The sequence below is a fragment of the Pseudomonas sp. JS425 genome (assembly GCF_018223845.1).
Classification (GTDB): domain Bacteria; phylum Pseudomonadota; class Gammaproteobacteria; order Pseudomonadales; family Pseudomonadaceae; genus Aquipseudomonas; species Aquipseudomonas asiatica.
The window spans coordinates 5,487,312-5,505,132 of sequence record NZ_CP073661.1 but is presented as its reverse complement, the minus strand read 5'-3'; the positions used below and the strand labels follow the sequence as shown (position 1 = coordinate 5,505,132).

Genomic DNA, 17,821 nt, shown 5'->3' with positions numbered 1-17,821 from the left:
CCTACAAATGAGTTTTGTTGATCATAAGGTCAGATTTTTGCCGGTTTAATTTCTGAAAGCATTGATTTAGAGCCTTTTCTTTGTGATTGGATATGGTCGATTGCCAGGTTGCGAAGCTATGCTAGAGTGCTCGGATAACTCTACAAACGGGTTCTGCCGGATCGTGTCGTCTCAAACGGATGGGAGGCAACCGCGACTCGACTGGACAGGCCATGCTGGGGCTGTATGCGCTATTTGCTGATTGTGCTTCTGGGCTTGCTGCCCGCGCTGGCCGGGGCAGTCGATTTCGACGCAGCTACCCGGCATCTTCCGCTGGGCAAGGCCATGCAGGTTTATGAAGACCCCGATGGCAGTGCCAGCATCACCCAGGTCAGTGCCCCTGATTTCGCCAAGCATTTTCGCCCCCACCACAAAGACGTGTTGAACGCCGGTTATTCCACCTCGGTGTTCTGGCTCAAGGTCGAACTGCGCCCTGTAGCCGCGCCTGGCGCCGCCCCACGGCAATGGCTGCTGGAGTTGGCCTACCCACCGCTGGATCACCTCGAGCTCTACCTGCCCGACGGCAGCGGCAGTTACCGCCTGGCCCGGCGTACCGGCGACGCCTTGCCCTACCACAGCCGTCAAATACTGCAGAACAACTACCTGTTCGAACTGCAGCTGCAGCCTGGCCAGGTGACCACCGCCTACTTGCGTCTGCACAGCCAGGGCTCGGTGCAGGCGCCGCTGGCGCTGTGGTCCGCCCAGGCCTACATGGAGGAGCAGCCTACGCGCCTGTATGTGCTGGGGATAATCTATGGCGTGCTGCTGGTGATGCTGGTGTACAACCTGTTCATCTACCTCAGCGTGCGCGACGTCAGCTACCTCTATTACATCCTCTATATCGCCTCGTTCGGCTTTTACCAGGTGTCGGTTAATGGCGCCGGTGTGGCCTACTTCTGGCCGGACAGCCCGTGGTGGGCAAATGCCTCGACGCCGTTGTTCATCGGTTCCGCAGGCCTGTTCGGTTGCCAGTTCGCCCGGCATTTCCTGCAACTTGGCAGCATCAGCCGTGCTTTCGATCGGCTGCTGCAGTTGCTGATGCTGGGTGGCGCGCTGGTCTTGGTGCTGGCGGTGACCATGCGCTACGGTGTCGCTTTGCGCATGGCCACGGTGCTGGCGTTGCTGTTTACCGTGAGCATCTTCGCTGCCGGGCTGTATGCCTGGTGGCGTGGCTTGCGCGTGGCACGCTGGTTCATCATCGCCTGGACTGCGTTCCTGCTCGGTGGGCTGGTCAACACCCTGATGGTGTTGGGCTACCTGCCGAACGTGTTCATCACCATGTATGCCAGCCAGCTGGGGTCGGCGCTTGAGGTGGCCTTGCTGTCGCTGGCGCTGGCTGACCGCATCAACAGCCTGCGCGAGCAGCAGGCGCAGACCTTGCGCGACACCGGGCGCACGCTGGAACAACTGAACCTGCAACTGGCCAGGAGCAACCGGCTGAAAGATGAATTCCTGGCCAGCGTGACCCATGAACTGCGCACACCGATGAATGGCGTGATCGGCTCGCTGGAGCTGATGCATACCCTGCCGATGGAGGCCGAGATGGCCCAGTACCACCGCACGGCGGTGGGCTCGGCCCAGGGCATGATGGATATGGTCGATGCCATCCTGACCCTGTCCGAACTGCAGGCCGGCCGCCTGCGCGCGCAGCCGGCGCCATTCAGCCTGCGTGACCTGCTGCAGGGCGTACGTGCCGGTTATGCCGGGCAGGCTTTGGGCAAAGGCTTGTACCTGAGCCTGGACATCCCGGCCGATGTGCCGGACGGGTTGCTGGGCGATGCTCAGAAGCTGGCCCGCTGCCTGGGGTGCCTGGTGGACAATGGTTTGAAGTTCACCCACCAGGGCGGGGTGATGATCCAGGTGCGCGGGCGCCGGGTGGGGCCTGACGACTTGGCGCTGACCTTCATGGTCAGCGACAGCGGTATCGGCTTCGATGATCTCGATCAGGCGACCCTGTACCAGCGCTTCTTCCAGGTGGATGGCTCGATGACCCGGCGTTACGGCGGGCTGGGGATTGGTTTGTCGATCTGCCGGCAGATGGGGGAATTGCTGGGGGCACGGTTGTCGCATGAGTCGACGCGGGGGTTGGGGAGCCGGTTCGAGTTGAGTTTGAACATGGCTATTGCGCAGGTGCAGATGGCATCGAATGTTCTGCAGACGCGACGGTTGCTTTAGAGGTTTTCGTTTCCGCAGGCTTTGTTGGGGCTGCTTTGCAGCCCTTCGCGGGCACGCCCGCTCCCACAGGTTTGGCGCTGAGTTCGAGCAATGCGCGATCCCTGTGGGAGCGGGCATGCCCGCGAAGGGCCGCAAGCGGCCCCCAAGACATGCCCTGACCGCACCTGCACTCCTACAACAACGCCAGACTCTTCCTACGCTTCAGCACTGGCAACTCCATCCCCTGCGAAATACCCTACAACCTCTGTCGACACGCGTCTGATTGTTCCTGCAAATCCCGCGCTCTAGGCTTTTCCAGTCGCTGACGGTTCAGCGATCGGGTGTGGAAACCTGGCAAGACCTATGGTGCGTGTCGTTACGACAGCTGTACGCGGGAGGCCTTTGGGCCTACCGGGTTCGCACCATGCCTGGTTTTCCACCCCGTGTGCAGCTGTCACCCCTATGTGTGGAAACGGATGGGTGGCATATATCTCCATGGTGCCGAACTCATGAACGACGAAACCAAAACCACCCCTGGCGTTACCTACTTCTACCAAGGCGAAGGCCAAACCCATCCACTATTCCGCATTGCCGAGGGCATCCCCTGTCGCAGCGCCCGTGAGCAGGCCTCGGAGCTGATGGGCTATGCGCGGGACTTGTCGCTGACCGGTTTGATGGATGGCGACCAGCAAATGATGTGGGCTTCGCACTACTTCGCAGCAATGGCCAAGGCGCTGCTGGATGATGCCGAGCTGGGCTTGATGCGCTGATTCTTGTACTAGCTGTACCGGCCCTTTCGCGGGTGAACCCGCTCCCACAGGAGTTGTGCATAGACTGAAAGATGCGCTATCTCCGTGGAAGCGGGTCCCCCGCGGTGTGTCCTCAGGCAAGACCAGGCATCGCGGGTTACTGCATTAATGGTGCGTAAGCCGACAAAAAGCCTAAAAGAGCGGCGATGGGCATTCAGCAGATACGGGAGCTCTCATTTAATCAGTTTCATTAGGAAATATGTCGCTACCCAGGCAACACCAATGGTGTTTAGCGAGGATGCAATAAGTATTTTTCTTCTTAAATGCCTAGGGAATTGTAAGTGGTCTTTCTCATCCAATAGTCCGCTCCGAATGCTTGAGGCGGGGGATCCAATGGCACCCGCGATTACAGAAATAACTAGAATTCTGGAACCTATTCTTTTCTCTCCCCACATGCCGGTCGCAAATGGGAGGCACGCGCTCCGTTGGAGTGCTGAGGTCATTTCTTTATACTGGCGAGAGCATGCAATGTGAAGATCAGATGCAAGCCCGATTAAGGCGAGGCAGATAGGAGTGGCTAACAGGAATAGCCTTAGTTTGACGTCAAGATGATCAATCATCTCCAAAGACCTCGAAGACTAATTCGCCGAACTCCTCACCCGCTTCCATACCGCCGATGCTGCCGGCCAAAGCGCCTCCGCCAGTGATGACTATTCCGCATGCCACGGCGTAGGGCCCAACTCTCCAGCAAACCTTTGCAGAGATTTTGCCCGCAAATTTTCCTGCCAACCAGCCACCAGCTAAGCCACCGGAGAAATTGCCGGCCTCAGTAACGCTTACTTTTTTACAAGCATTTGTATTGCCCTCTTTGCACACCTCTGAAATTTTCAGAGCAGATCCGCCTCCACCAATAGCAATGCCAATACGTCCTCCGTTTTTTAAATATTTTGCCATCTTGGCCAGCTTGTCCAAATGTGTCGAGTAACCAGGGATGTGTGTCGCTCCCCCCGCTTTACTCCAGTGGTGCACCAAGCTTCTTGACGATATTCCTAAGTCCCGGCGCAAGCTTTCATAATTTCCTAGATTGAGGCGCTTGTTCAGGAGAGTCGCTTTCAGGTTTGTACTTAATTGCTTGAACAGTTTTTGACGTTCCGCAAAGAACTCCGGGTGTCTAAGATGTCCATGCTTAATGAATTGATCTTTATGCAAGTCTTCAATTTTTCGCAGTATGTCGTTGAGCTCATCCAGCGACTTGCCAATCATCGCCTCGCTCACACCCATCGTCAGACTCACATCGCTGAGCAGCCCGGCGATCTCGGCCTGATGGCGCATCATGAATTCGGCTTCCTCCGGCGTCAGTTCTGCCAACGCTTCCCGCGCCTGTTTCGCCGCACTCATTGCAGTCAGTTCTTCACGCGTGCACATCGGCCGCCGCAAACCGTCACCAATGACAAAGATCTCACCTGCCTTGAACCCACGTTCATACGTCGGGTTCAGTCTCTCCAGAATCGAACTCGGCAAATTGGCCTGCGGCGCGCCGAGCTCTGCTAAGACTTCCTGGTACGTCATGCAACGCGGAACGATGTAGAAGCCAAGTTCCATGCCTTGCGCAGCGGTCGAGGGCTGGAATGCCCCAAGTTGATAGCTGTTTCTTACCTGATTACTCGCTTGAGCCTGTGGCGGTGCCTCATGAACGGCCTCAGGTACAGGCGCCCTGCGCGGCGCTGGAGCTGAATGCCCACGCGCAATCAGGCGATTGCTGCCCAATGGGCACCCGCATTGCACCAGCGCTCCATCCAAAGCTGTAGGTATGCCGTCCTGCTGCCAGCGGGACTCGCCTTCGATGAGGGTGCCTTCTTGGCCGCAGAGAGGGCAGGGGGTGGTCTTGTCGCCTTTGAGCAGCCATTCGCTGCCGTGTACACGGCCCCTGGCCTGGCCGGCAATGCAGATGGCGCCAGTGGTGGTTTCGTCCCCGTCCAGGCCCTGGCCTCGGCCGAAGATGTTCATGCGCATGCTCATGGCTCGCCTCTTTTTAAAGTGGGAGCCAGGAACCTAGCAGCCTGTAGGCGGGTATTTTCAGGTAGGGGAGGTTTTAGGAAGGGTCCTACAATGGATAGGGATTTGGACTACAGCGCTTTTTGATGACGGTGCGGGAATCGGGTTAGGGCTGACATGCGCCCCCCACCACATGTTTAGTCATTAATGTCACTTTGACTGACCCGCGGGGAGTGCTTCACTGGGGCTCTCAAGCTACCCGGATCCAGGAGCCCTCGATGAACCTGCACCAGTACGCTGAAACCCACGAAGTCACCAACCAGCCACCGCCCCTCGACGGAGCCAACCTTTACCGCCTCGACCTGCCGCTACAGGAATGGTCGCGGCGTTTCGGTGCGGGTTGGGCCGAATCGCGGATCGATGCCTACGGTGCCCTGGCCGGTGGCCCGCTGATGCAGGCGGGCTTCCTGGCCAATGCGCACAAGCCGGAGTTCAGCAGCCACGACCGCTACGGCCATCGCATCGACCTGGTCGAATTCCACCCCGCCTACCACGAGCTGATGCGCACCGCCGTCGAGCACGGCCTGCCGTCGCTGCCATGGGCCGAACCCCGCGCAGGCGCCCATGTGGCGCGGGCTTCGATGACCTACCTGCACAGCCAGGCCGAGGCCGGTACCGGCTGCCCGCTGACCATGACCTTCGCCGCCGTGCCAGCGCTGCGGCTGCAACCCGAACTGGCCGAATACTGGCTGCCGAAAATCCTCGCCTGCGAGTACGACCCGCGTAACGTCGGCGACCGTCACAAGGCCGGTGTCACCCTGGGCATGGCCATGACCGAGAAGCAGGGTGGCACCGATGTACGCGCCAACACCACCCGGGCTTATCCGGTCGGCGCCGCGGGCCCGGGGCAGCCCTACGAGCTGATCGGCCACAAGTGGTTCTGCTCGGCGCCGATGTGCGATGCCTTCCTGACCCTGGCCCAGACCGAAAAAGGCCTGAGCTGCTTCCTGCTGCCGCGTCACCGTCCGGATGACAGCCGTAACCAGTTCTATATCCAGCGCCTGAAGAACAAGCTGGGCAACAGTTCCAACGCCTCCAGCGAGGTGGAGTTCCGCGGTGCCCTGGCGTGGATGGTCGGGGAAGAAGGGCGGGGCGTGCCGACCATCATCGAAATGGTGGCCATGACCCGCTTCGACTGCATGGTCGGCTCCAGCGCCTTGATGCGCCAGGCGCTGACCCAGGCGACCCACCATTGCGCGCACCGCAAGGTCGGCGGGCGGCTGCTGAGCGAGCAGCCGTTGATGCAGAACGTGCTGGCCGACCTGGCGTTGGAAAGCGAGGCCGCGCTGGCCCTGAGCCTGCGCATGGGGCAGGCGCTGGAGCAGCTGGAAGACCCGCAGCAGGCGCATTTCGCCCGGCTGGTCACGGCGGTGGGCAAGTACTGGATCTGCAAGCGCGCGCCGGCCATGATCAACGAGGCCGCCGAGTGCCTGGGCGGGGCGGGTTATGTGGAAGACAGCATCCTGCCACGGCTGTACCGCGAAGCGCCGGTCAACTCGACCTGGGAAGGTTCGGGCAATGTGCAATGCCTGGACGTACTGCGGGCCTTGTCCAAGGAGCCGGGCGTGCTCGATGCGCTGTTCGCCGAGCTGGGCGATGGGCACGGGGACCCGCGCCTGGCGGCGCACATCGGCAACCTCAAGGGGGCGTTTGCCGACACTGGCGACATGCAGTACCGCGCGCGGCAGCTGACCGAGGATATTGCCCTGGCGCTGCAGGCCAAGCTGCTGCTGGAGGCGGGCAATGCGGTGGTCAGTGATGCGTTTATCGACAGCCGCTTGACGGGGGGCGGGCGCGTGTACGGGGCGTTGCCGCGGGGTGTGGATGTGGAGGCATTGGTGGCCAGGGCTACGCCAGCCTGGGCGAACTGAGCTGGCTTCTTCGCGGGCCCGCCCGCTCCCACAGGTACTGCGTCGTACTTGAGGGCAGTGAAGATCCTGTGGGAGCGGGCGTGCCCGCGAATGGATGCAACACCGATCAATGGGGGTGTATTTAGCCAAGAAGGCAGGCAAGATGGTTCACATGCATGTCCAGACAGGAAGCACAGTGTGAGCCAAGCTTTTGTAGTCGTTGATACCCCCGAACAGGCCGTCGACCGTCTGGCGGCCCTGCATGACCAGGCCACCGGGGCCCTTAGCCAGGCCCTCAAGCGTTACCTGAAGGACCGTACCGAGCCGGGCGCCGAAGAGCGCGACCTGTTCCGCTACCCGGCGCTGCGCCTGACCTATTACAGCCATGGTGAAGTCGCCGCCACCACGCGGGCCTACGCCAAGGTTCAGGTGGCAGGTACCTACAGCGTCACCATCACCCAGCCGGCTGCTTTTCGTGGCTACCTGCTGGAGCAACTGCGCCCGCTGATGCACGACTACACCGTCACGGTAGAGGTCGGCGTCAGTGAACAGAACATCCCTTACCCCTACGTGGTCGACCAGGGCGACGAACTGGCCGGCAGCGGCATCACCGCCGCGCAGCTGGCGCGGGTGTTCCCCAGCACCGACCTGTCGGCTGCGACCGACAACATCGCCGACGGCCTGTATGACTGGGGCAGTGCCGAGACTCTGCCGCTGGCGCTGTTCGATGCCGCGCGGGTCGACTTCTCGCTGCGCCGCCTGGTGCACTACACCGGCAGCGACTGGCGCCATGTACAGCCGTGGATCCTGCTGACCAACTACCATCGCTATGTTGACCAGTTCATCAGCCACGGCCTCGACCAATTGCGTGACGACCCTCGCTTCGTGCGCATGGTCCTGCCAGGCAATGTGGTGATCGAAAAGGGCATGGACCACGGTGAAACCCAGGCCCTGGTGGCCAGCGTGGTCTGGCACCGTTACCAGATGCCGGCTTATCACCTGATCGCCGCCGACGGCGACGGCGTCACGCTGGTCAACATCGGTGTCGGCCCGTCCAATGCCAAGAACATCACCGACCACCTGGCCGTGCTGCGCCCGCACTGCTGGCTGATGATCGGCCACTGCGGCGGCCTGCGGCAGTCGCAGACTATTGGCGATTATGTGCTGGCACACGCCTACATGCGCCGTGACGGTATTCTCGACCGGGTAGTGCCGCCGAACATTCCGATTCCGGCCCTGGCTGAGGTGCAGTTGGCCTTGCAGGAAGCCGCTGCGCAGGTCACCGGCGAGCGTGGTGAACAGCTGAAGAAGCGCCTGCGCACCGGCACTGTGCTGACCTACGACGACCGCAACTGGGAGCTGCGCTGGGCCCAGGAGCGGCCGCTGATCAACCTCTCGCGTGCCGTGGCGGTGGACATGGAAAGCGGTACGATTGCCGCCCAGGGTTACCGCTTGCGCGTGCCGTACGGCACCTTGCTGTGTGTGTCCGACAAGCCGCTGCACAGCGAGATCAAACTGCCGGGTTCGGCCAACGCCTTCTATAACCGGGCGGTCAGCCAGCATCTGAAGATCGGCATTGCCGCCCTCGACCTGCTGCGCACCGAGCTCAACTCGCTGCACTCGCGTAAACTGCGCAGCTTTGATGAGCCGCCGTTCCGCTGAGGATCCATGTCACTGCCACCCCGTTCCAAGCCGCGCCGCCCCCAGGCGCGGCCTGCCACCGGCCCGCGTCGCCAGCCCAAGGCGCCACCGGCCGAGCCGCGCCTGATCCTGTTCAACAAACCGTTCGACGTGCTGACCCAGTTCAGCGACGGCGACGGGCGCGCGACGCTCAAGGACTACATCGACATCCCCGGTGTGTACCCGGCCGGGCGGCTGGACCGCGATAGTGAAGGCCTGTTGCTGCTAACCAACGATGGCGGCCTGCAGGCGCGCATTGCCGACCCGAAGCACAAGCTGGCCAAGACTTATTGGGTTCAGGTGGAGGGGGAGCCGAGCGAGGAGCAGTTGCGGCGCTTGCGCGATGGCGTGGAACTGAACGATGGGCCGACCTTGCCGGCCGAGGCGCGGCGCCTGGACGAGCCGGCGCTGTGGCCGCGCAACCCGCCGGTGCGTTTTCGCAAGAGCGTGCCGACCAGCTGGCTGGAGCTGGTGATTCGCGAAGGGCGTAACCGCCAGGTGCGGCGGATGACGGCTGCGGTGGGGTTGCCGACCTTGCGCCTGGTGCGGGTGCGGATTGGCGACTGGGCGCTGGATGGGTTGGAGCAGGGGTGCTGGCGCGAAGTGGCCGCCAAGCTTTAGTCCAGTTCAAGGGCCATTCGCGGGCACGCCCGCTCCCACAGGTATAGTGCAGCCCTCAAGTGCAGCGCCAGACCTGTGGGAGCGGGCGTGCCCGCGAATGGCCTTGAATTTTCTACACCCCTTCGAGAAACCCCACCACCACGCTCTTGATGATAAAGGCCAACACCCCCAGCCCCAGCACGAAGAACAGGATCAGCGTCCCGAACCGCCCGGCCTTGGACTTTTTCGCCAGGTCCCAGACGATGAAACCCATGAAACCGATCAGCACGGTGACCAGGATGATCATCATCCACTCTTCGAATACGGCGGGATCCATCGGTGTTCTCCAGGCGGGTTGAGCGTCCGATTATACGCCTGCTGGCGCAGGCAATTAACGCAGGTGGGTCAAGGGCAGCTCGGTGCTGGCCAGCACCTGGTTCAGCACGAAGCTCGAACGCACGCTGGTGACGCCTTCAATGCGGGTCAGGCTGCCTAGCAGCAGTTTCTGGTAGTGGTCCATGTCGGGCACAACCACCTTCAGCTGGTAGTCGGCATCCATGCCGGTGACCAGGCTGCATTCAAGCACCTGTGGCAGGTTGCGGATGGCCGCCTCGAAGGTTTCGAAACGCTCCGGGGTGTGGCGGTCCATGCCGATCAGCACATAGGCAGTCAGGCTCAGGCCCAGCTTCTTGCGGTCGAGCAGGGCTACCTGGCGCGAGATGTAGCCATCGTCCTCCAGTTGCTTGACCCGACGCGAGCATGGCGAAGGCGACAAGCCGATGCGTTCGGCCAGTTCCTGGTTGGAAATGCGCGCATCGCGCTGCAATTCGGCGAGGATACTCAGGTCGTAGCGGTCAAGTTTGCTCATGGGTTATGCCTTTTCTGTTCAGATTGCGATGAATTATCAATCCAGGGTGAAAAATTGCGCAAGTGCTATTTATCTGAGCAATCTTCGCAATCATCTGTCGCATCCTGTCCGGTATCTTTATCCACAGAATCACTGCCCGGACATCAGTCCACGGCGACGCGCCCTAGGCGGGCGGTCGCGGCCAGCCATCCAACAGGATCTGCAGGCCCCCGGGCTACACACCTTCCAGAAGACGGTGTGAGGTGAGCCGGCGCCACAAGTGCCGAGCACGGACGACAATTCCTGAAGGGAGGCCCAGCGGCCTCCCTTTTTTCATGTCCGGAAATTTAATTGGCCTGCGTGACAGGCGCGGTAGACTGGCTGTGGTTGCCGTATTTTCTACCGAGAGGAACAGCATGAAGTCGCGCATCTGGCAGTTGGCAGGTGTTGGTGTGTTGGGGGTGAGCATCAGTCTCGGGGCCATGGCCGAAGGGCCGGGCGAGGGGGCGCCGGGCCGCTCGCTCAATTCGCGTGACGAAGTGCAGCAGACCCAGCCGCCACGGCAGGGCTATTACCAGGATATTCCCCGCCGCCATGGCGACAACCGCCACTGGGAAGCCGGTGGCCCGGGGCAACGGCCTGGCGGTGACTGGCAGGGGCGCCCTGATGGTCATGGCAATGGCTGGGGGCCGGGGCCGCATTATCGCCCGGGGTACACCATCGATCATTTCCCGGACCGCTACTGGAAAGTGCCCTACCGTGGGGATGACTATTTCTACTCCGGTGGTTACTGGTATCGCCCCCATGGTGGCCGTTATGTCGTGGTGAGCCCGCCCTACGGCGTGCGGGTCGACTACCTGCCGCCTTATGCGCGGGAAGTCTGGTTGGGCGGGGCGCTGTTCTTCCTGGTGGCCGATACCTATTACCAGTACCTGGCCGACAGCCGCGAGTACGTGGTGGTCAATCCGCCGCTAGCCGCGCCCGCACCTGTAAGTGGTCGGTATGATGTGGTGGCCTACCCCATGTATGGGCAAGGGCAGGAACAGCAGGACCAGGACCGTTACCAGTGCCACCGTTGGGCGGTGAGCCAGTCAGGGTTCGACCCGGCGACGGCGACTTATGCGCCGCCGGCCAATGTGGCGGACAACTACCGGCGGGCGCTGGGCGCGTGCTTCAGTGGCCGAGGCTACAGCATCAACTAAAGCAAGACATGCGGTGCATGGCACCGGCTGTGCCGGTGTTCGCGGGTAAACCCGCTCCTACAGTTACGCTCACTGATTCACACCGGATCCGCATGCACCATCACATCCGCCTGTGGATAACGCTGGCGGATCACCTTCGAGGCCTCCACGCACAAGGCATGCGCCTCATGCAGCGGCAACTGCCCCGGCATCTCCAGATGCAACTGCACGAACCACTGGTTGCCCGACACCCGTGTACGCAGGTCGTGCACGCCTTTGACCCCGGGAATGGCCAGCACCAGCGCAGCCATGGCCTCGCCGACATCGCCGGGCAGTTCCTGATCCATCAGGATGGCCGTGCTTTCCCGGGCGATCTGCAGCGCGCTCCAAAGGATATAGACAGCGATGCCCAGGCCGAACAGCGCATCCAGTTGCGGCCAGCCAAAGCGTGCCAGCAGCAGGGCCAGCAGGATGCTGCCGTTGAGCAGCAGGTCCGAGCGGTAGTGCAGGGAGTCGGCCCGCACCGCCGTGGAGCCGGTCAGGCGGATGACCTTGTGTTGCAGTGCCAACAGCGCAAGGGTCAGCACCAGCGACAGCAGCATTACCCCGATACCGACGGCGGTATCGCCCAAGGGTTGCGGGGTGTGCAGGCGTTCAACCGCCTGCACACCGATCAGCACCGCACTGACCCCGATGAACAGCGCCTGCGCCATACCGGCCAGGGCTTCGGCCTTGCCATGGCCGAATCGGTGGTCGTCGTCGGCCGGGCGCAGGGCATAGTGCACGGCGAGCAGGTTGAGGAACGAGGCAACGGCATCCAGTGCCGAGTCGGTCAGCCCGGCCAGCAGGCTGACCGAGCCGCTCAGCCACCAGGCCAGCGCCTTGCTCAGGACCAGGATACTGGCCACCGCCAGCGATGCGCGCGTGGCCAGGCGTAACAGGCGCTGGTGTTCAGCCGGGGTGGTCATCATCCGTGGGTAGTGTCCTTGTGCTTCAGGCTTCAGGCTGCAGGCACCAGGCCCAGGCTGGCCAACTGCTCGATGCTGCCGCGATGCTGGATCAGCCGTGGGTCGTTCAGCGGCAGGCGCTGGCCCAGTTCGCTTTCCAGAATGGCCTGCAACTTCAGGTTGTCGACCTTGCCATCGGGGCTCACGGCTTCACGCAGCTTGACCGGGTCAACCTGGGCGGATCGCCCGCCTGAGTAATAGATGGCGCCCGTGGCAAAGTCGATACCGAAGGCGATCAGCCCCGGGATCACGTAGAACAGGATGCCGATGGCATCCATTGCGGCAACCACTGGGTCGATCTTGCCGCCGATCTGGCCGCGCCGTTCCGGGTAGAGAATGGTGCCGCAGGCGGTCAGTTGGGTCAGCAAGGTGACGATGAGGGCGCCACCAATGACGCGGGTTGGGATGCGCATGTAAATCTCCGAAAAGGTATCCAGCAGGGCAAGCGAAGCGCCTGCACCTGAAGCTAAGACCATGATAGAGCAGGGTGGGTTCGCCGTTATACTCGCGGGACTGTTCGAGGACCACCATGATTTCATTACCGATCGATGCTGTCTTGCCCGCCCTGCGCCAGGCCCTGGATAACCGTGACGAAGCGGTGCTCGAGGCGCCACCTGGTGCGGGCAAGACCACCCGCGTGCCGCTGGCGCTGCTCAACGAGCCGTGGCTGGCCGGGCAGAGCATTCTAATGCTCGAGCCCCGCCGCCTGGCAGCGCGGGCTGCGGCCGAGCGCCTGGCCAGCGAACTGGGCGAAAAGGTCGGCGAGACCGTTGGCTATCGCATCCGCCTGGACAGCAAGGTCGGGCCGAAAACCCGCATCGAGGTAGTGACCGAAGGCATCCTCACCCGCCGCCTGCAGGCCGACCCGGCGCTGGAGGGTGTGGGGCTGGTGATCTTCGACGAATTTCACGAGCGCAGCCTTGATGCCGACCTGGCCTTGGCATTGAGCCTGAATGGCCGGGAATTGCTGCGGGACGATCCGCCGCTGAAGGTTTTGCTGATGTCCGCGACCCTGGAGGGCGAGCGACTTTCGCGGCTGCTGAATGATGCCCCGGTGGTAAGCAGCGAAGGCCGCATGCACCCCGTCGACATCCGTTGGGGGCGGCCTTTCCAGGCGGGTGAGTTCATCGAGCCTCGGGTAGTGGACAGCGTGTTGCAGGCACTGGCTGACCAGACCGGCAGTTTGCTGGTATTCCTGCCGGGTCAGGCCGAGATCCGCCGGGTTCACCAGAGCCTGCAGGAAGCGTTGGGCGAGCGTCCCGAGGTCCTGCTCTGCCCGCTGCATGGCGAGCTCGATCTCGACGCCCAACGTGCGGCCATCGACCCGGCGCCCAAGGGCCTGCGCAAGGTGGTGCTGGCCACAAACATTGCCGAGACCAGCCTGACCATCGACGGCGTGCGCGTGGTGATCGACACAGGCCTGGCCCGGGTACCGCGTTTCGACCCCGGCAGCGGCATGACTCGTCTGGACACCCAACGTATCTCTCGCGCCAGTGCCACTCAGCGCGCTGGCCGTGCTGGCCGCCTGGAGCCCGGCGTGTGCTATCGCCTGTGGTCCGAGGCCCAGCATGACCAGCTGGCCGCACACGGCAGCGCCGAGATCCTGCAGGCCGACCTGGCCGGCCTGGCCCTGCAACTGGCACGCTGGGGCGTTACGCCCGAGCAGCTGCGCTGGCTCGACCAGCCCCCCACTGCTGCCTTCACCCAGGCCCAGGACCTGCTGGCACGGCTCAATGCCTTCAAGCCCGGCAGCCGTGACAACCTCAGCGAACACGGCCTGGCCATGGCCGAGCTGCCCGCGCATCCACGTATTGCGCATTTGCTGTTGCGCGGCCAGGCCCTGGGCCTGGCACAGATGGCCTGTGATGTGGCTGCGCTGCTGGGCGAGCGGGATATCCAGCGCGGCGGTGGCGCCGACTTGCACAGCCGGCTGGCGCTGGTCAGTGGCGAGAGCAGGGCCGCCCGTGGCAGCCACGGTGGTGTGCAGCGTGCGCGCCAATTGGCCCGCCAGTACCGTGGTCTGCTGCGTGGCAAACCAGGCGCGCCGGTTGTGGACCCTGATCACCCGCGCTGGCTGGGCGCGCTGCTGGCGCTGGCCTATCCCGACCGCGTCGCTCAGCAGCGCCGCGAAGGGGGGGCGGAATATCGGCTGGCGAACGGCCGGGCGGCGCTGTTTGCCGAAGTCGATGCACTGATGAAGTGCCCGTGGCTGGTGATCGCCGACCTGGGCAGCCGCCAGGGCCAGCGCGAAGAACGCATCTATCTGGCCGCCGAGTTCGATCCGGCGCTGTTCGAGGGCGTGCTGGCCGAACAGGTCGAGCGAGTCGATATTCTTGATTGGGACGAGCGTGAGCAGGTGCTGCGTGCCGAACGCCAGACCAAGGTCGGCGAGCTGGTGCTGGGTCGTGAACCGTTACCCAACCTGGATGACGATGCCCGCGCCAAAGCGTTGCTTGGCCTGGTGCGGCGCAAGGGCCTGAACCTGTTGACCTGGACCCCGGAACTTCGCCAATGGCAAGCGCGGGTGGCGCTGTTACGTCAGCTTGATCTGGACAAAGAGGGGCAAAGCGAATGGCCTGACCTGGGGGACGAAGCGCTGCTGGCGACCCTGGAAGACTGGCTGCAGCCATACTTGGGCAAGGTCTCGCGGCTGAGCCATTTCGCCGCCCTGGATGTGTCCTCGATCTTGCGCAATCTGCTGCCTTGGCCATTGCCCCAGCGCCTGGACGAATGGGCACCGGCGCATCTGGCGGTGCCCTCCGGCTCGAACATTCGCCTGGACTACAGTGAAAACCCACCGATTCTCGCCGTGCGTCTGCAGGAACTCTTCGGCCTTGCCGATACTCCGCGTATTGCCCAAGGCCGTCAGCAAGTGAAGTTGCATTTGTTGTCACCGGCACGGCGGCCGGTACAAGTGACCCAGGATCTGGCCAACTTCTGGCGCACGACGTATACCGAGGTTAAGAAGGATTTGAAAGGGCGTTATCCCAAGCACTATTGGCCGGATGACCCCTTGGTGGCCGATGCGACCGCGCGGGCGAAGCCGCGCGGCACTTGAATGTGACGCAGAGCGGTAGCCAGATCGGTTGCCTTGTTCAGAGGGTTAGAGATCTGGCTGTCTTCATGAATCATGTGATTCGGCCAAAGAAAATTTGTGAAGGCTAAGAAGCCCAAATATATGTGCGCTTCATCGATGTGCTCCCTATGAATTAATATTTCGTCAGGTCGAAGGTGACGATCTGACCTTTCTTGACATTCAGCGGGGCTAACGTTTCTTGGTACTCGTCTCGTTTGTAGTCAATGGCGCCCACGCTCTGCCCGCTTTGGTCTCGCAGATGACAGATGAGAGATCCATTGAGCAGGTGCAGTGGCTCGATCACCCAGTAATCGGTGACTTCGGCATACTTGTAGAAGCCGAGGTAGCCATTGCGGCTGACACCCAACTTCTTGTCTGGTTGTCCCCAAAGGTGGATGTGATAATGCAGGCGATCTTCGGTTTTGGAGATATAACGGAACTCCAACAGTGGCGGCAGCGTGCGTCCGCCCAATATTAACCAATCATCCCCAGGGGAGAAATCAAAGAAACTATCATCAGTTTTGTCGCCACTACGACTAAGCCGAGTATTGGCATAACTATCGTCGAGGCGCATTAAAAGCCGGCCTCGAAACGATTCGGCATATTGAGTGCTGATTGTTTGCTCCATGACGTTTTCCTCTAAGGATGGTCTGAAGTAGCCCCTGTTTTCCGGCTACTTCGCCATCGACACTTTCAAAAAACGGTAGCCGCTCAAATCCCGGTCAAACCTGCCGTCTATTTCAGCCTTTTTTGCCGCTGCAAGCACCTCGCAGCAGTCACTTCACTCTTCACGGACGCACCTCTCCTGCATTGGAGAGCAAATGTCGACGCGCCATCCAAATGTTCGACAGGGCGAACAGCGTCACCATCTGAGCAGTGTTTTTCACCAAGCCTCGGAAGCGCACTTTCGTATAACCAAACTGGCGCTTGATCACCCGAAATGGATGCTCAACCTTGGAGCGAACCTGGGCCTTGGCTCTTTCGATCTTACGTATCGCTTTGTATAACGCGCTGCGGTTACCGTGCTTTTTGTAAGTGCTGCGCCGGGCTGCAATCTGCCAGATGACTTGGCGCCCCTCATGCTCTTCACGCTTCTCTACACCGGTATAGCCCGCATCAGCGCAGACCACGTTCTCACCACCGTGCAGCAGTTTGTCGACTTGGGTTACGTCCGCGACGTTGGCCGCAGTGACCACCACGCTGTGCACAAGCCCGGACTCATCGTCGACACCAATGTGAGCTTTGGCACCGAAGTAATACTGGTTGCCCTTCTTGGTCTGATGCATTTCCGGGTCGCGTTTGCCGTCCTTGTTCTTGGTCGAACTGGGCGCATGAATCAGAGTGGCATCGACGATGGTGCCTTGTCGCAGTGACAAGCCACGGTCGCCCAAATAGCCATTGATCACGCCGAGAATACCGGTGGCCAACTCATGCTTTTCCAGCAGGCGACGGAAGTTGAGGATGGTGGTTTCATCCGGGATTCGCTCCAGGCTCAGACCGGAAAACTGGCGCAGGATCGTCGTCTCGTACAGCGCCTCTTCCATCGCCGGATCGCTGTAACCGAACCAGTTCTGCATTAGATGAATCCGCAGCATCGCCATCAGCGGATAGGCTGGACGGCCCCCTTCGCCCTTTGGGTAATGAGGTTTGATCAGAGCAATCAAACCCTCCCAGGGTACGACCCGATCCATCTCTATCAGGAACAGCTCCTTGCGGGTCTGCTTGCGCTTACCGGCGTACTCGGCATCGGCGAAGGTCATTTGTTTCATCATCGAAAAGCTCGGCGATTGGTGTCCGGGGATTTTGCCAAATCAGGAAGTCTTTTTCAGGATTTCCCTAATGGCATTGAAGGTGTGTTTACACTAATGCCACCGTCGGGCGTGCGAGCAGAATGAAGATTTTCCCAGACGCCTCAAGCCCCGGCTTCACCTTCCAGCAGCATGAACAGGCGATACAGCACCACGGTACTGAACAGCTGCAGGAAGCCGCTCAGGCTGTCCATGGCCAGTTGGGCACCCGCTGCGGGTTCGGGAAAAGCCATCAGCAATAGCCCGTCGATCAGCCAGATCGGTGCCAGCACCCCCAGCACGCAGATCATGATGCGCATGAAGTGTCCGGTGGTCATGCGTGCGCTCTCGCGCATCGACTGCACCACCGGCAGGCCGCGCAGTACCAGCAGGTACTCGGCGAACACCAGGTTGATCATGATCCACACGCCCGGGAAGATGAACAGCGCCAGGCCGGCCATGATCAGCAGCGAGCTGATCAGGATCAGCAGGGCCAGCTGCGGCCACAGTTGCACGGCGCGGGCGAACAGGTCTCGCTTGGCGATTTCCTGGCCGTTGCTGCGGGTGTCGAGGTACAAGATCAGCGCGGCGCTGTACAGCGGGTAGAACAGCAGGCTGATCAGCATGCCGTAGGCCGGCGATGCCTGGTCGCCCATCTGCCGGTACAGCAGCTGGGTGAGCAAGGCTTCCAGCACCACCAGCGGCAGGCACAGCTGGAGGATGTTCGGCAGGTGGCGGCGGAAGAAGTACAGGGAGTCGCGCAGGACGCTCAGCGGGTTCATCGGTCTACATCGCA

General features: G+C 61.6%; 15 protein-coding genes. 7 read left to right on the top strand and 8 right to left on the bottom strand.

Annotated elements, in window-relative coordinates:
* Positions 1 to 225 precede the first annotated feature (225 nt).
* Positions 226 to 2,214, top strand: a complete 1,989-nt coding sequence (locus tag KDB76_RS25325) for a hybrid sensor histidine kinase/response regulator (RefSeq protein ID WP_038410158.1) — start codon at positions 226 to 228, stop codon at positions 2,212 to 2,214.
* A gap of 488 nt (positions 2,215 to 2,702) precedes the next feature.
* On the top strand, positions 2,703 to 2,963 hold the full coding sequence (locus KDB76_RS25320) for a DUF3077 domain-containing protein (RefSeq protein WP_003257593.1): 261 nt from the start codon (positions 2,703 to 2,705) through the stop codon (positions 2,961 to 2,963).
* 591 nt (positions 2,964 to 3,554) lie between these two features.
* On the opposite strand, the gene KDB76_RS25315 is transcribed toward KDB76_RS25320, so the two are convergent.
* Positions 3,555 to 4,961, bottom strand: coding sequence for a PAAR domain-containing protein (locus KDB76_RS25315; protein ID WP_080708192.1), 1,407 nt, complete (start codon positions 4,959 to 4,961; stop codon positions 3,555 to 3,557).
* Between the two features lie 254 nt (positions 4,962 to 5,215).
* Here KDB76_RS25315 and KDB76_RS25310 point away from each other — a divergent pair, with 254 nt between their 5' ends.
* The 3 genes from KDB76_RS25310 to KDB76_RS25300 all read left to right on the top strand — a co-directional run bounded on the left by KDB76_RS25310 (position 5,216) and on the right by KDB76_RS25300 (position 9,148).
* On the top strand, positions 5,216 to 6,868 hold the full coding sequence (locus tag KDB76_RS25310) for an acyl-CoA dehydrogenase family protein (RefSeq protein ID WP_013974334.1): 1,653 nt from the start codon (positions 5,216 to 5,218) through the stop codon (positions 6,866 to 6,868).
* A 177-nt stretch (positions 6,869 to 7,045) separates the two neighbouring features.
* Positions 7,046 to 8,509, top strand: coding sequence for an AMP nucleosidase (gene amn / locus KDB76_RS25305; RefSeq protein ID WP_015271928.1), 1,464 nt, complete (start codon positions 7,046 to 7,048; stop codon positions 8,507 to 8,509).
* Positions 8,510 to 8,515: 6 nt separating this feature from the next.
* A complete protein-coding gene (locus KDB76_RS25300) occupies positions 8,516 to 9,148 on the top strand; it encodes a pseudouridine synthase (RefSeq protein ID WP_013974332.1) in 633 nt (210 codons plus the stop codon).
* A 112-nt stretch (positions 9,149 to 9,260) separates the two neighbouring features.
* On the opposite strand, the gene KDB76_RS25295 is transcribed toward KDB76_RS25300, so the two are convergent.
* Together KDB76_RS25295 and KDB76_RS25290 are read right to left on the bottom strand one after the other, a co-directional pair.
* A complete protein-coding gene (locus KDB76_RS25295; RefSeq protein ID WP_013974331.1) occupies positions 9,261 to 9,464 on the bottom strand; it encodes a DUF2788 domain-containing protein in 204 nt (67 codons plus the stop codon).
* A gap of 54 nt (positions 9,465 to 9,518) precedes the next feature.
* Complete coding sequence (locus KDB76_RS25290) at positions 9,519 to 9,995, bottom strand: Lrp/AsnC family transcriptional regulator (protein ID WP_003249795.1); 477 nt, start codon at positions 9,993 to 9,995, stop codon at positions 9,519 to 9,521.
* A gap of 395 nt (positions 9,996 to 10,390) precedes the next feature.
* On the opposite strand from KDB76_RS25290, the gene KDB76_RS25285 reads away from it, so the two are divergent.
* Positions 10,391 to 11,176 (top strand): DUF6515 family protein, encoded by a 786-nt coding sequence (locus KDB76_RS25285; RefSeq protein WP_023662474.1) that lies wholly within the window; start codon positions 10,391 to 10,393, stop codon positions 11,174 to 11,176.
* 77 nt (positions 11,177 to 11,253) lie between these two features.
* On the opposite strand, the gene KDB76_RS25280 is transcribed toward KDB76_RS25285, so the two are convergent.
* On the bottom strand, positions 11,254 to 12,126 hold the full coding sequence (locus KDB76_RS25280; RefSeq protein WP_013974329.1) for a cation diffusion facilitator family transporter: 873 nt from the start codon (positions 12,124 to 12,126) through the stop codon (positions 11,254 to 11,256).
* 29 nt (positions 12,127 to 12,155) lie between these two features.
* On the bottom strand, positions 12,156 to 12,575 hold the full coding sequence (locus tag KDB76_RS25275; RefSeq protein ID WP_013974328.1) for a hypothetical protein: 420 nt from the start codon (positions 12,573 to 12,575) through the stop codon (positions 12,156 to 12,158).
* Positions 12,576 to 12,691: 116 nt separating this feature from the next.
* Between KDB76_RS25275 and hrpB the strand changes: the two genes are divergently transcribed.
* Entirely contained in the window at positions 12,692 to 15,220 is a 2,529-nt protein-coding gene (gene hrpB, locus KDB76_RS25270; RefSeq protein WP_013974327.1) for an ATP-dependent helicase HrpB, read from the top strand.
* A gap of 151 nt (positions 15,221 to 15,371) precedes the next feature.
* Here the strand turns inward: hrpB and KDB76_RS25265 are convergent, their stop codons facing one another.
* The 3 genes from KDB76_RS25265 to KDB76_RS25255 all read right to left on the bottom strand — a co-directional run bounded on the left by KDB76_RS25265 (position 15,372) and on the right by KDB76_RS25255 (position 17,807).
* On the bottom strand, positions 15,372 to 15,866 hold the full coding sequence (locus KDB76_RS25265) for a hypothetical protein (protein WP_023662659.1): 495 nt from the start codon (positions 15,864 to 15,866) through the stop codon (positions 15,372 to 15,374).
* 160 nt (positions 15,867 to 16,026) lie between these two features.
* Positions 16,027 to 17,007 (bottom strand): IS5-like element ISPa26 family transposase, encoded by a 981-nt coding sequence (locus KDB76_RS25260; RefSeq protein WP_024086516.1) that lies wholly within the window; start codon positions 17,005 to 17,007, stop codon positions 16,027 to 16,029.
* Positions 17,008 to 17,150: 143 nt separating this feature from the next.
* Positions 17,151 to 17,807 (bottom strand): YciC family protein, encoded by a 657-nt coding sequence (locus KDB76_RS25255; RefSeq protein ID WP_013974325.1) that lies wholly within the window; start codon positions 17,805 to 17,807, stop codon positions 17,151 to 17,153.
* Between the last annotated feature and the right edge of the window lie 14 nt (positions 17,808 to 17,821).

Excerpts from the sequence above, each read along its gene's own strand:
- KDB76_RS25320 (WP_003257593.1), top strand. The coding sequence starts at position 2,703 with ATGAACGACGAAACCAAAACCACCCCTGGCGTTACCTACTTCTACCAA.
- KDB76_RS25260 (WP_024086516.1), bottom strand. The coding sequence starts at position 17,007 with ATGAAACAAATGACCTTCGCCGATGCCGAGTACGCCGGTAAGCGCAAG.
- KDB76_RS25255 (WP_013974325.1), bottom strand. The coding sequence starts at position 17,807 with ATGAACCCGCTGAGCGTCCTGCGCGACTCCCTGTACTTCTTCCGCCGC.
- KDB76_RS25310 (WP_013974334.1), top strand. The coding sequence starts at position 5,216 with ATGAACCTGCACCAGTACGCTGAAACCCACGAAGTCACCAACCAGCCA.
- KDB76_RS25315 (WP_080708192.1), bottom strand. The coding sequence starts at position 4,961 with ATGAGCATGCGCATGAACATCTTCGGCCGAGGCCAGGGCCTGGACGGG.
- KDB76_RS25295 (WP_013974331.1), bottom strand. The coding sequence starts at position 9,464 with ATGGATCCCGCCGTATTCGAAGAGTGGATGATGATCATCCTGGTCACC.
- KDB76_RS25300 (WP_013974332.1), top strand. The coding sequence starts at position 8,516 with ATGTCACTGCCACCCCGTTCCAAGCCGCGCCGCCCCCAGGCGCGGCCT.
- KDB76_RS25275 (WP_013974328.1), bottom strand. The coding sequence starts at position 12,575 with ATGCGCATCCCAACCCGCGTCATTGGTGGCGCCCTCATCGTCACCTTG.
- KDB76_RS25325 (WP_038410158.1), top strand. The coding sequence starts at position 226 with ATGCGCTATTTGCTGATTGTGCTTCTGGGCTTGCTGCCCGCGCTGGCC.
- KDB76_RS25280 (WP_013974329.1), bottom strand. The coding sequence starts at position 12,126 with ATGATGACCACCCCGGCTGAACACCAGCGCCTGTTACGCCTGGCCACG.
- KDB76_RS25285 (WP_023662474.1), top strand. The coding sequence starts at position 10,391 with ATGAAGTCGCGCATCTGGCAGTTGGCAGGTGTTGGTGTGTTGGGGGTG.
- KDB76_RS25290 (WP_003249795.1), bottom strand. The coding sequence starts at position 9,995 with ATGAGCAAACTTGACCGCTACGACCTGAGTATCCTCGCCGAATTGCAG.
- hrpB (WP_013974327.1), top strand. The coding sequence starts at position 12,692 with ATGATTTCATTACCGATCGATGCTGTCTTGCCCGCCCTGCGCCAGGCC.
- KDB76_RS25265 (WP_023662659.1), bottom strand. The coding sequence starts at position 15,866 with ATGGAGCAAACAATCAGCACTCAATATGCCGAATCGTTTCGAGGCCGG.